The sequence below is a fragment of the Skermanella aerolata KACC 11604 genome (genome assembly GCF_000936425.1).
Taxonomy (GTDB): domain Bacteria; phylum Pseudomonadota; class Alphaproteobacteria; order Azospirillales; family Azospirillaceae; genus Skermanella; species Skermanella aerolata.
Genome location: NZ_AVFK01000002.1, coordinates 204171 through 216558, shown reverse-complemented (window position 1 = coordinate 216558; position 12388 = coordinate 204171). Strand labels below are relative to the sequence as shown.

The window sequence follows — 12388 nt, the reverse complement described above, 5'->3', positions numbered from 1 at the left end:
TGATCGGTCGCATGCCTCGGCCGTAAGGCGGAGGCGATACGGCATTGACGCCATTAGAGAACGTATATAAAAAAGCTACATAAATTGTAGGTTTTTTGGATGTGTAACTATGGAAACATACAGAAAAGATTACCGCCCCCTGCCGGACACAGAAGGTCTTGAACATGTCCGGATGAGCAATGCGAGTTCGCCTCTCGATTACGACAAGATCAGGGAACGTATGACCGCCGCAGAGGATCATATCCGCTCAAGGACTGAAAAAATGATAAATCGCATGCGTCATCAAGACCTGGAATAATGAGCGAATCAGTTTTTGTAGACCTTAAACGTCGCGGCATGCTGCTCGACGCTGGAAAAAAGACAGAGTCGCTCTTCTCGAGTTTAGGATTTCCTGTTTCTTTCCTGCGTAAAAGCGTTGCAATCGATAAAGCTCTCACTGACTACCTGAAGCTGCGAACCGAGTTTGCCGAGATCCAGGGGACGGGTGATAACCTGCTCGCCAACCACAAAATTGCTGCCTTATACATCTGGACACTGGCCAATTATACAGCATCAGAGTTCTTCACATTCAAGGGCAAGGTACCGAATTCAGGAAAACGTATCGCCCTTGTAACGTTTATGTATTTTGTCATTTATGGCATTTTAGAAATAGACCCTCAAGATATGGATGAGTCGATTCAGGACGACCTTGAGTACTGCCTTCTCAAAGAACGCCCAGAAAATCTTGAGTGGCTTTGCCTAACCATGCATGCCTTCTGTAGATATAGAGGCAAGCCCACTAATATAGTAGAATAATCTACAAATTCTAGAACCATTTTCACTTAATATTTAGCGAACTATTCGGCAGAGGAATGCTGCTGAGTTGCATTCATGCCCACCCCCGGCGCCTTCGATCTGTTTCCACCCACCCGCTCCCGCATCCGCTGGAAGATCACGTAGAGCATCGGGATCAGGAAGATCCCCAGCGTCGCCGCCGCGATCATTCCGCCGAACACCGCCGTGCCGACCGCCCGCCGGCTGGCCGCTCCCGGTCCGGTCGCGATCACCAGGGGCAGCAGGCCCAGGATGAAGGCGAAGCTGGTCATCATCACGGCACGGATACGCGCCCTGGCGCCGCCGACCGCCGCGTCGATGATGGAATCCCCATGCTCGCGCCGCTCCTTGGCGAACTCGATGATCAGGATGGCATTCTTGCTGGCCAGCGCTATCAGGACGACGATGCCGATCTGGGCGAAGATGTCGTTGCTGAGCCCTGCGAGCCACAGCGACGCCATCGCACCGACCAGTCCGACGCTGACCGACAGCAGCACGGGAATGGGGATGTTCCAGCTCTCGTACAGGGCCACCAGGAACAGGTAGGCGAACAGCACCGCGATCCCCAGGATCACCGTCGTCTGCCCGGCCGCCGCCTTTTCCTGCAACGCCGTCCCAGTCCACTCGAAGGTGTACGAACCCGGCAGTCCCGTCGCCGAAACCCGCTCCATCGCGGCCAGCGCCTCGCCGGAGCTTCGCCCAGGGGCGGCCTGCCCGTTGATGGTGACGCTCCGCAGGTTGTTGTAGCGGATCAACGATTGCGGCCCCAGGATCAGCCGGACTTCAACCAGCGAGCGCAGCGGCACCATATCGCCGGCGCTGTTCCGGACATGGATGCGGTAGATGTCCGTAACCTTGGCGCGGTCGGCGGCCTCCGCCTGGATGTTGACCTGCCAGACCCGGCCGAAGGCGTTGAAATCGTTGACGTAGCTGCCTCCCAGCGACGCCTGGAGCGCGGCGAAGATGTCGCCGACAGCGACTCCCAGGGCCTGCGCCTTTTCCCGAGCGGCCTCGACGTAAAGCTGCGGTGTATTGGCGGCGAAGGTGCTGAAGACGGCCCCCAACTCCGGCTGCTGGTTGGCCTGGAAGATCAGCCCGCGCATGGTCGCCGCCAGATCGGCGGCGCTGCCGCCCGCCAAATCCTCGAGCTGGTACTCGAACCCGCCGCTCGAGCCCAGACCTATGATCGGTGGCAGGTTGAACGGGATGACCGTGGCGGCGCTGATCGCCGCCAGCTCGCCCCGGATGCGCCCGATGATCGAGGCGACCGACAGGCTAGGATCGTCGCGCTCCTCGAACGGCTTCAGCGACACGATCATGAAGCCTGCGTTGGACTGGTTCAGCCCGTTCAGGAAGCTGTAGCCAAGCACGGTCGATACGTTCGCAACACCCGGCGCTTCCGCCACGATCCGCTCGACCCGCTCCGCCACCGCCAGGGACCGGTTGACCGACGCACCCTCCGGCAGTTGCATCTCCATGAAGAAGGCGCCCTGATCCTCTTCCGGCAGGAAGCCGGACGGCGTCACCGTGAACAGATACCCGGCACCCGTCATTGCCAACACCAGGAAGACGATGCCCAGCAGAGCCCGCCGGACCAGCATCCTGACGATGGAGGAATAGCCGTCGCAGGTCCGATCAATCACGTTCAGCACCCGCCCCATGATCCCTTTCCGCCCATGGCTGGGCTTCAGCAGGATCGAACAGAGCGCCGGGCTGAGCGTCAGCGCGTTGATCGCGGACAGCACCATCGATACCGACACCGCCACCGCGAATTGCTGATAAAGTTGCCCGGTGATACCCGGCACGAAGGCTACGGGCACGAACACCGACAGCAGGACCAGCGTGATGGCGATGATCGGGCCGGTGATTTGGCCCATCGCCTTCCGCGTCGCTTCCTTCGGCGGAAGCCCGTCCTCCTCCATCACGCGCTCGACGTTCTCGACCACGACGATAGCGTCATCGACGACGATGCCGATCGCCAGCACCAGGGCCAGCAGCGATATCGTGTTGGCGGAAAACCCCAGCGCCAGCATGATGGCGAAGGTGCCGATCAGCGATACCGGCACCGCTATCGTCGGGATCAGCGTCGCCCGCCACTGACCCAGGAAAAGGAAGACGACGGCGACCACCAGTACGAAGGCCTCGATCAGCGTATGGATGACCTCTTCGATGGTCGATGACACGAAGACGGTCGTGTCGTAGACGACCTCGTATTCGATATCGTCGGGGAACCGCGTCGCCAGCCTTTCCATCGTGGCGCGGACGCCCTCCGCCACCGCGACTGCATTGGCGCCCGGCGCCTGATAGACTCCCAGCATGGCGGCCGGCTTGCCGTTCAGCCGGCTCGACTGGTCGAACGACTTGGCCCCCAGCTCGACCCGCCCGACATCGCGCACCCGCACCACCGAACCGTCGGGATTGGCGCGGACGATGATCGCGCCGAATTCCTCCGGGCTGGTCAGCCGCCCCTTGGTCTGGAGCGACAGCTGGAACTGCTGGTCCTCGGAAATCGGCTCCGCTCCGATTCGCCCGACCGGAGCCTGGACGTTCTGGCTGCCGATAGCGGCCGAAACGTCCTTGGACGTCAGCCCGAAATTGGTCAGCCGCGTCTGGTCCAGCCACACCCGCATGCTGTAGTCGAGTGCTCCGAACTGCGAGGCCTGCCCGACGCCGGGTATCCGCGCCAGCGCATCGGTCAGGTTGATCGTGACGTAGTTGCTCAGGAACAGCCCGTCATAGGTCCCGTTGGGCGAGTACAACGAAATGACCTGGAGCAGGGCCGACGACATCTTGCGGACGTCCAGCCCCTGCCGCGTCACTTCCTCCGGCAGCTTCGCTTCCGCCAGCTTGACGCGGTTCTGCACGTTGACCGTATTGATGTCGGGATCGGTCCCGACCGCGAAGGTGACCGTCAGCGTGTAGCTGCCGTCGTTGCCGCTGGTCGACTTCATGTACAGCATGTCGCTGACGCCGTTGACCTGGGACTCGATCGGCTGGGCGACGGTGCTCTCCACGACATCGGCCGAAGCGCCGGGGAAGAACGCCGTCACCCGCACCTGCGGCGGCACGATGTCGGGGAACTGGGCGACCGGAATCCGCGTCAGGGCTATCAGGCCGGCCAGCGTTATCACGATGGAGATGACGAAGGCCAGCCGGGGCCGGTCGATGAACAGGCTGCTCAGCATGACCTTACCCTCATGTACCAGCCGGGGGAGCCATGGGACTGGCGGTCACGACTTGTCCCGGCCTGACCTTCTGCCCGCCCTCCACAATGACAAGATCGCCCTCGTTCAAGCCCTTCGCGACCGTGATCCTGCTCCCCTGGGCCTGGCCGACCTCGACCCGCCGGGGTTCCACCTTCTTCTCCGACCCGACGACCAGAACGAAGGGACCGGCCTGATCGATCTGCAAGGCAGCCTGCGGGATCACCAGAGCCTCTTCGGGCGCCGATTCCTCGATCACGATCTCGGCGAACTGGCCCGGCACCAGCACGCCGTCCGGGTTCGGGAACTCGGTCCGCACCGCGACCGTGTCGGTCCCCGGATCGACCTTGACGTCGAGGAAATTGAACTTGCCTGCCTTGCCGTACATCGACCCGTCGGCCAGCCGCAGCTTTACCGCCAACTCCCCTTCCTTGCCCGATGCCTGACGCTTGCGGACATCCAGCAGCTCCCGCTGGCTGACCGGGAACGTGACATAGACGGGGTCCTGGCTGACCACCACCGCCAGCGGGTTCGACTGCGGTCCCACCAGACTGCCGACCGTATATGCCGCCCGTCCGACCCGCCCGCCGATCGGTGACGCGATCTTCGTGTAGCTCAGGTTGATTTCGGCGTCCCGAAGCGCCGCCTTCGCCTGAAGCACTCCGGCGCGGGCGACGCCGGCGGCGGCCTCGCGCTCATCGACCGAAGCTTCGGAGATGTTGTTGCGCTTCAGCAAGTCGCGGCCTCGGCTGAGTTGGACTTCGGCATTCGCGACCTCCGCCTCCGCCCTGGCGACCTCCGCCTGCCGTTGGGCAAGCTGCGCCTCATAGGGCTCCTGCTCGATCAGGAAGAGCGGATCGCCCGCCTTGACCACCTGCCCCTCGGTGAACAGCCTCTCCCGCAGGAACCCCTGTACGCGTGCCCTGACATCCACTTCATCGACCGCGACGACCCGGCCGATAAAACTGTGATTGGCGGTCACCGCCTCCCGGTTGACGGCGGTTACTCCGACAGCCGGAGGCGGCGCCTGGGACGCCGCACCGGTTGCCGCATCTTTGCGGTCGTCGCACGCCCCGAGCGACAGCAGAGCGGCAAGGGCCGCAATGCTCCGCAAAGATCTGATTCTCATTGAACTCTCCCCGCTGCCGCACCGGCTTCCGGCAATGGGGAGTATTCTAACGAAGTTACCGATTACGCCTCAGAATTGCCGTGCAACTTACTGTAATCCCCCAAAAACGCCGGGTGACGTACACGTACGTCGGAACCTAGCCTCCCGTCAGTCGTTCCCAAACCAGGGGAAATCAGCGGAAAGGCCGGGGCCATGACATGGAAGAACGGCTGGCGTGCGGCGTGCGGCACGCTCCTGATGCTCATGGCGCTCGGCGCGTCGCCCGCATCGGCGCAGGTCCCGGACGATGTACTGGTCGTCGGGCAGATCGCGGAGCCGAAGTCGCTGGACCCGCACGCTGTCACGGCGACCAACGATTTCCGTATCCTGATGAACCTCTATGACGGTCTCGTCCGGGTCCGCAGCGGCACGCTGGAGATCGAACCGGCGCTGGCCGAGACTTGGGAAGTTTCATCTGACGGCAAGACCTACACCTTCAAGCTCAGGCAGGGCGTCAAGTTCCATGACGGCGCGCCGTTCGACGCCGAGGCCGTCAAGTTCAACTTCGACCGCATGCTGGACGGCAAGCACCCGCAGCATGACACCGGTCCCTTCCCGCTGGCCTTCTTCTTCAGCGCCATCGAACGAACGGAAGCCGCCGATCCGCGAACAGTCGTCTTTCACCTGAAGGAACCTTACGCCCCGCTGCTGTCGAACCTCGCCTACCCGACCGGGCTGATCGTATCACCCGAAGCCGTCCGCAAGGGCGGCAAGGACTACGGCCGTAAGCCGGTCGGCACAGGGGCCTACCGCTTCGCCGAATGGCAGAGCAACACCAAGGTCGTGGTCGAGCGTAATTCCGACTACTGGGACGGCGCGCCCAAGCTCCAGGCCGTGATCTTCCGCCCGCTGACCGACGCTAACACCCGCTTGACCGAGCTGCTGGCCGGCGGTCTCGACCTGATGGTCGAGGTTCCGCCCGACGCGGTTGACCTGCTTGGCAAGGCCGGCGGCTTCAAGTTCCATGAGCAGGCGGGACCGCATCTATGGTTCCTGATTCTCAACACCCGCGAAGGTCCGTTCAAGGACGTCCGGGTTCGGCAAGCGGTCAACTACGCCATCGACAAGGAAGCGCTGGTCAAAGGCGTCCTCCAGGGAACCGCCACGGTGGCGGACAGCATCGTCCCCGCAGCGTTCGAGTGGGCGCATGACGACACGCTCCAGCCCTATCCCCACGATCCCGACCGTGCCCGCGCCCTTCTGCGAGAGGCCGGCGCCGAGGGCGCCGAGCTGAAGTTCCTGGTGGCGGAAGGTGGCTCCGGCATGCTGGCGCCGGTCCCGATGGCGACCGCGATCCAGGCCGACCTTGCCAAGGTAGGATTCAAGGTCACGATCCAGACCTATGAGTGGAACACCTATCTCGGGCTGGTCAACCAGGGGCTAGTCGGCAAGGGCGACATGGCGGAGATGGCCTGGATGACCAACGATCCGGACACGCTGCCCTTCCTGACGCTCCGCACCGATGCGCTGCCGGAGAGGGGCGGCTTCAACTCCGGCTACTATTCCAACCCTGAGGTGGACAAGCTGCTGCTGCAAGCCCGCCAGTCCACCGACCGCGACGCCCGCGCCGAACTCTATCGCCAAGTCCAGCGCATAGTCCGCGAGGACGCCCCCTGGGCCTTTGTCGCCAACTGGAAGCAGAACGCCGTCACGACGGAACGCGTGCAGGGTTTCGAGCTTCAGCCCTCCTTCCTGCTCAACCTCGCCCATGTCTCCAAGGCGGCCCAATGACGGAGACCTGAGCAATGCTGTCCTACGCGCTCCGCCGTCTGGCGATGATCGTCCCCGTCCTGCTCGGCATCTCCGTGATCGTCTTCCTGATCATGGCGATGATCCCCGGCGACCCGGCGCTCGCCATCCTGGGAAGCTTCGCGACGCCCGAGAACACGGCGCAGCTTCGCCAGGACCTTGGCCTCGACCGTTCCCTGATCGAGCAATACGCCGTCTGGCTGGGAAACCTGCTCCAGGGCGATTTCGGCCGCTCCTACAGCCTCAACCGACCGGTGCTGGACGAGGTAACCGAACGCCTTGGTCCGACGCTGCTGCTGGCGGGAGCGTCGCTGATTCTCTGCACCATCCTGGGGCTGGCGGCGGGCGTCGTCTCCGCGGTGCGCCAGTATGGCTGGCAGGACAAGGCGCTGACGCTGGCCGTCCTCGTAGGATTGTCCACCCCGTCGTTCTGGCTGGGCTTGATCCTGGTCCTGATCTTCTCGGTCGGGCTGCGCTGGTTCCCGGTCAGCGGCATGTACGCGATCTACGGTGGCGGCGGCCTTACCGATCTGCTGCACCATCTGGCGCTACCCGCCTTCACCCTCGCCGTGGTGGCTACCGGAGTGATCGCCCGCCTGACCCGCTCGACCATGCTGGAGGTCTTGCGGCAGGACTTCGTGCGCACGGCCAGGGCCAAGGGCGTGACCGAGAGGACGGTGATCCTCCGCCACGCGCTCCGTAACGCTCTCGTCAACATCGTGCCGATCATCGGCATCCAGACCGGGTTCGTGCTCGGCGGCGCCGTCTATATCGAGACGGTCTTCCAGTGGCCGGGCATCGGCAGGATGCTGGTCACCGCGATCTCGACCCGCGACATCCTGCTGGTGCAGGGCGGCGTGCTGGTGGTAGCGGCCTGCTACGTCCTGATCAATCTTGCGGCCGATTTGATCCAGCACATGCTGGACCCGAGGATCGGCACATGACGGCGACCACCACCACTCTTCCCGCTGCCCGGCCCGGCACCTGGGCACGCTTCGGCCGCAATCAGCTTGCCGTCGCCGGCGGCTTGATCCTGGCGGCCGTCGCATTGCTGGCGATTGCCGCCCCGCTGCTGCCCCTGCCCGACCCGAACGCCACCGATCTGCCGAACCGGCTGGCTCCTGTCTTCAGCGCCGGGCACCTGCTGGGAGCCGACCACCTTGGCCGCGACATGCTTTCCCGCATCGTCTGGGGAACCCGCGTCAGCCTTGCCGTCGGCCTGATCGCCGCGGTCACGGCGGCGGTGATCGGCTCGACCATCGGCATCGTCGCCGGCTTCTGCGGCCGGTGGGTGGACGGCGTGCTGATGCGGGCGATCGACATGCTGATGGCGTTCCCCTACCTGCTGCTGGCGCTCGCCATCGTGGCGGCCCTGGGTCCGGGCCTGCTCAACGCGCTGTTCGCGATCTCCATCGTCAACATCCCGTTCTTCGCCCGCGCCGTGCGGGGAGTCACCGTTGGGCTGAAGCGGCGCGACTACGTCGCCGCCGCCCGTCTCAGCGGCCAGGGCAACCTGACGATCCTGACCGGCGAAATCCTGCCGAACCTGCTGCCGGTCATCGTCATCACCTTCTCCACCACGCTCGGCTGGATGATCCTGGAAACGGCGGGGCTGAGCTTCCTCGGCCTCGGCGCGCAGCCGCCCCAGGCAGACCTCGGCTCCATGCTGGGCGAAGGCCGCAGCCTCCTGCTGGTGGCGCCGCACATAGCACTGATCCCCGGTCTGGTGATCCTGCTGGTTGTTATCGGCATCAACCTCGTCGGCGACGGCATCCGCGACCTCGTCGATCCACGGCTCGCATCCGGCGGACTGGTCCGCCCCGGCCCCGCCACCGCCGTCGCCTGTGACGCCATCCGGCAGCAAGCTGGCAATCCCGCCGCTCCGGACGCGATCCTCAGCGTCCGTAACCTCCGGACCCACTTCCTCCTCAACGAGGAGCGCTACAAGGCGGTGGACGACGTCAGCTTCGACCTTCGCCCCGGCGAGTGCCTGGGCATCGTCGGCGAGTCCGGCTCCGGCAAATCGGTCACCGCCCTCTCGCTGCTCGGCCTCGTGCCTACTCCGCCCGGCGTCATCGTCGGCGGCAGCATCCGCTACCGGGGCCAGGAACTCCTGGGCCTGCCGCTGCCGAAGCTTCAGGAGCTGCGCGGCAACCGCATCGCCTTCATCTTCCAGGACCCCCTCGGCACCCTCAACCCGCTGATGACCGTGGGCGAGCAGATCGTCGAAACCATCACCCGCCACCAGGGCGTCACCCACGCGGAAGCCCTGACCCACGCCATCGGCCTGATGGACCGCGTCCGCATACCCAACGCGCGCGACCGCGCTTCCGCCTACCCGCACGAACTCTCCGGCGGCCAGCGCCAGCGCATCGGCATCGCCATGGCGCTGGCCAACGATCCCGACATCATCATCGCCGACGAGCCGACCACGGCGCTCGACGTGACCATCCAGGCGGAAGTGCTGAAGCTGCTCCAGGACCTCCGCCGCGAGCGCGACACGGCGCTGCTGTTCATCACCCACGACTTCGGCGTGGTATCGGAACTGTGCGACCGCGTCATGGTCATGTATGCCGGCCGCATCGTGGAGACCGGCACCACGGCTGAAGTCCTGCGCGATCCGCGTCACCCCTATACCCGCCGCCTGATGGCCTGCGTCCCCGTGCTGGGTCAGCCGGAACGCGCCCTCGACGCCATCCCCGGCCTGCCGCCCGCCGTCAACCACCTGCCGCCGGGCTGCCATTTCGCCGATCGCTGCGACCGGGTGATCGACCGGTGCCGGATCGGCTCGATCCCGCTCGAAGACCTCGGCCCCGGCCGCTCGTCCCGCTGCATCAGGGCTTTCGAACCATGACCCACGCGCTGCTGGAAGCCGCCGACCTGCACAAGAGTTTCGGCGGAGACGGCTGGTTCACCAAGCGGCAGCCGGTCCACGCCGTCCGGGGCGTCAGCATCGCGGTGCGTCCCAGTGAAACGCTCGGCATCGTCGGTGAGTCCGGCTCCGGCAAATCGACCCTCGCCCGCATGCTGGTCGGCCTGGAAACGCCCGACAGCGGCACGATCCGCATGGAGGGGCATGCGGTAGCGAAGCGGCGCTCGCTGGATTTCCACCGGCAGGTCCAGTTCGTCTTCCAGGACGCGTCGAGCGCACTGAACCCGCGCAAGACCATCCGCCGCATCCTCGAAGACCCGCTCAACCACCTCCTCGGCCTGACGAGAAGCCGTCGGCGCGAGCGCGTCGAGGAGCTGATGGCGCTGGTCCATCTCCGCCCCGAGTTCCTCGACCGCTATCCCCACGAGTTCTCCGGCGGACAGGCTCAGCGCATCGGCATCGCTCGCGCATTGGCGGCAAAGCCGCGCCTGATCGTGCTGGACGAACCTGTCTCAGCCCTGGACGTCTCGATCCAGGCGCAGATCCTGTTGCTGCTGAAGAAGCTCCAGCAGGAATTTGGCCTCGCCTACGTCTTCATCAGCCACGATCTGGCCGTCGTCGAGACGTTGTGCGACAGGGTCGCCGTGATGCGGAACGGCGAGATCGTCGAGCAGGCTCCCCGAACCACCCTGTTCAGCCAGCCCCGGCATCCGTATACGAAGACCCTGCTCGCAAGCGTGCCGGGCGGATTGGCTGATACCGCAACAGCCTGACAGCCGCGCTCACAACGGCATGCGGAAGGTGAACCGCGTCTCCTGGTCCGACGATTGAACCGTCAGCGTCCCGTCATGGGCGCGCGCGATCTCCGACGCTATATAGAGCCCCAACCCGAGGCCTTGCTGTCCGGGGCTGGCCGATGCCCGTGAGAACGGCTGGAACAGGTTGCCCAGGATGTTTGCGGGGATCGGAGCGCCGCTGTTGGCAACCGAGATTTCAAGGCCTTCCTCGCCGCTCGCCGCCTCGACCCGCACGGCTCCGCCGGGATCGCCATGGGTGAACGCATTCGCGAGCAGGTTGGACAGCAACTGCGCGATGCGTCCGCTGTCGCAGGCCACGGGTTTGTTCAAGGCGAAGCGGCTTTGGACGATGCGGTCCGGCCAGACTGCCCGCATCTCGGCGACCGTCTGCTCCAGCATAGCCTCCAGATCCGGATCGACCACCCTGGTCACCGAGAGGCCGCCGCCCAGGCGGCCGCGCGCGAAGTCGAGCACGTTGTCGATCAGACCCGCCATGCGCGAGGCACTTGCCTCGAGCAGATCTACGATCCGCATCGCCTTCTGGCTGAGCGGCATAACCCGCAGAATCTTAGCGCCCGCATCGATCGAGGCGAGCGGGTTTCGCAGGTCGTGCCCCAGGACGGCGATGAACTGCTCCCGCAGTTGCGCCGTCTCGCGCTCGTCCAGCAATGCCTTCTCGCTGGCCATCAATCGTTCCTGAACGTCCAGGTGAAAGCCGATCAGATCGGTGAACAGCTTGAACATGCCGATCGTCGCCGGCGTATTCACGCGGGCCGGTTTCGGGTCGATCGCGCACAAGGTCCCGAAGAACCGCCCGTCCGGACGGTAGATCGGCATCGAGATATAGCTTTGGAATCCGTACATCCGTGGAGTCGGATGGCCGCAATAGATCTCGTCCTCCGCCACGTGGTCGATGATGACGGGCTGGCCGCTGTCGCGGATTTCGTCGCAGATCGTCGAAGCGACCTGGAGTTCGCCGCCGGGCTGGAGACCGAGCGAGATCTCGTCGCGGATGGCGCAGGCGATCCATCGGTCCTCCGTCACCCGCGCAACCGCCGCGAATCCCATTCCCGTGGTACGGCAGACGACTTCAAGGATCGTCGGGACGGCGTCGATCTTGACGATAGCCGCCAGATCGTCAGCAAGGTCATCCTTCAACGCCGGCTCCTCGCCAACAGCAACGCAGCCGGGCGGATGGCGCCGGCAACGAGCAAAACTAGCGCGTACAGGGCCACCAGTGCAAGCGTAGGAAGCTAACCACACCAACATGTTACCCGACATATATCTTACTTCATATTTATTTAAGATTTTAGGTATCTGTAGTGGAGCAGTCCGGTCCGGGCCGGGCCGGATATCGAACCGAAGAGGCGTGCAATGCCGCGAGCCGATCTCGTCAAGGTCATCTGCGTCGATGACCAGGAAAGCATGCTGCGCCTCCATCGCTACGCTTTCTCCCAGCTCGGCATCCGCAAGGTGACGGAATGCACCACGGCCCAGGCCGCCCTGGAAGCGGTGCTGGCAACCGATTTCGACATGATGACGCTGGACTGGAACATGCCGGGCACCGACGGGCTGACGCTGTTCAAGATGCTCCGCAGCAATCCCAAGACCGCCAAGCTGCCCATCGTCATGGTCACCGGCAATGCGGAGGAACACTCCGTCAAGACAGCCATCGCGGCCGGCGTCCGGCTGTTCCTGCGGAAGCCGGTGGCGATCAAGGACCTGAAGGTCCGCGTCGAGGCGGCCATCGGAAAACTGACCTGAACCGCTTCGCCCAAGCGACAAG

9 protein-coding genes are annotated in these 12388 nt (G+C 64.3%); 6 read left to right on the top strand and 3 right to left on the bottom strand.

The window, feature by feature from the left end:
- The first annotated feature begins 297 nt into the window (after window positions 1–297).
- Window positions 298–795 carry a hypothetical protein gene (locus tag N826_RS04005; RefSeq protein WP_044426091.1) on the top strand — a complete coding sequence of 166 codons (498 nt, stop codon included), beginning with the start codon at window positions 298–300 and terminating at the stop codon, window positions 793–795.
- A gap of 41 nt (window positions 796–836) precedes the next feature.
- On the opposite strand, the gene N826_RS04000 is transcribed toward N826_RS04005, so the two are convergent.
- Both N826_RS04000 and N826_RS03995 read right to left on the bottom strand, forming a co-directional pair.
- Window positions 837–3998 (bottom strand): efflux RND transporter permease subunit, encoded by a 3162-nt coding sequence (locus tag N826_RS04000; protein WP_044426090.1) that lies wholly within the window; start codon window positions 3996–3998, stop codon window positions 837–839.
- Window positions 3999–4008: 10 nt separating this feature from the next.
- Complete coding sequence (locus N826_RS03995) at window positions 4009–5145, bottom strand: efflux RND transporter periplasmic adaptor subunit (RefSeq protein WP_063772187.1); 1137 nt, start codon at window positions 5143–5145, stop codon at window positions 4009–4011.
- A gap of 192 nt (window positions 5146–5337) precedes the next feature.
- Here N826_RS03995 and N826_RS03990 point away from each other — a divergent pair, with 192 nt between their 5' ends.
- Genes N826_RS03990 through N826_RS03975 form a run of 4 tightly spaced genes read left to right on the top strand, consistent with a single transcriptional unit; the run spans window position 5338 to window position 10578 of the window.
- Complete coding sequence (locus N826_RS03990) at window positions 5338–6915, top strand: ABC transporter substrate-binding protein (protein ID WP_084720465.1); 1578 nt, start codon at window positions 5338–5340, stop codon at window positions 6913–6915.
- Window positions 6916–6929: 14 nt separating this feature from the next.
- Window positions 6930–7877: an ABC transporter permease gene (locus tag N826_RS03985; protein ID WP_044426088.1), complete on the top strand. Its 948-nt coding sequence runs from the start codon at window positions 6930–6932 to the stop codon at window positions 7875–7877.
- Entirely contained in the window at window positions 7874–9787 is a 1914-nt protein-coding gene (locus tag N826_RS03980) for a dipeptide/oligopeptide/nickel ABC transporter permease/ATP-binding protein (protein WP_044426087.1), read from the top strand. Before N826_RS03985 ends, N826_RS03980 begins: the two co-directional genes overlap by 4 nt.
- Entirely contained in the window at window positions 9784–10578 is a 795-nt protein-coding gene (locus N826_RS03975; RefSeq protein ID WP_044426086.1) for an ATP-binding cassette domain-containing protein, read from the top strand. Before N826_RS03980 ends, N826_RS03975 begins: the two co-directional genes overlap by 4 nt.
- A gap of 9 nt (window positions 10579–10587) precedes the next feature.
- On the opposite strand, the gene N826_RS03970 is transcribed toward N826_RS03975, so the two are convergent.
- Window positions 10588–11760, bottom strand: a complete 1173-nt coding sequence (locus N826_RS03970; protein ID WP_044426085.1) for a GAF domain-containing sensor histidine kinase — start codon at window positions 11758–11760, stop codon at window positions 10588–10590.
- Between the two features lie 216 nt (window positions 11761–11976).
- On the opposite strand from N826_RS03970, the gene N826_RS03965 reads away from it, so the two are divergent.
- Window positions 11977–12366, top strand: a complete 390-nt coding sequence (locus tag N826_RS03965; protein ID WP_044426084.1) for a response regulator — start codon at window positions 11977–11979, stop codon at window positions 12364–12366.
- Window positions 12367–12388 lie beyond the last annotated feature (22 nt).

Excerpts from the sequence above, each read along its gene's own strand:
- N826_RS04005 (WP_044426091.1), top strand. The coding sequence starts at position 298 with ATGAGCGAATCAGTTTTTGTAGACCTTAAACGTCGCGGCATGCTGCTC.
- N826_RS03965 (WP_044426084.1), top strand. The coding sequence starts at position 11,977 with ATGCCGCGAGCCGATCTCGTCAAGGTCATCTGCGTCGATGACCAGGAA.
- N826_RS03980 (WP_044426087.1), top strand. The coding sequence starts at position 7,874 with ATGACGGCGACCACCACCACTCTTCCCGCTGCCCGGCCCGGCACCTGG.
- N826_RS04000 (WP_044426090.1), bottom strand. The coding sequence starts at position 3,998 with ATGCTGAGCAGCCTGTTCATCGACCGGCCCCGGCTGGCCTTCGTCATC.
- N826_RS03985 (WP_044426088.1), top strand. The coding sequence starts at position 6,930 with ATGCTGTCCTACGCGCTCCGCCGTCTGGCGATGATCGTCCCCGTCCTG.
- N826_RS03975 (WP_044426086.1), top strand. The coding sequence starts at position 9,784 with ATGACCCACGCGCTGCTGGAAGCCGCCGACCTGCACAAGAGTTTCGGC.
- N826_RS03995 (WP_063772187.1), bottom strand. The coding sequence starts at position 5,145 with ATGAGAATCAGATCTTTGCGGAGCATTGCGGCCCTTGCCGCTCTGCTG.
- N826_RS03990 (WP_084720465.1), top strand. The coding sequence starts at position 5,338 with ATGACATGGAAGAACGGCTGGCGTGCGGCGTGCGGCACGCTCCTGATG.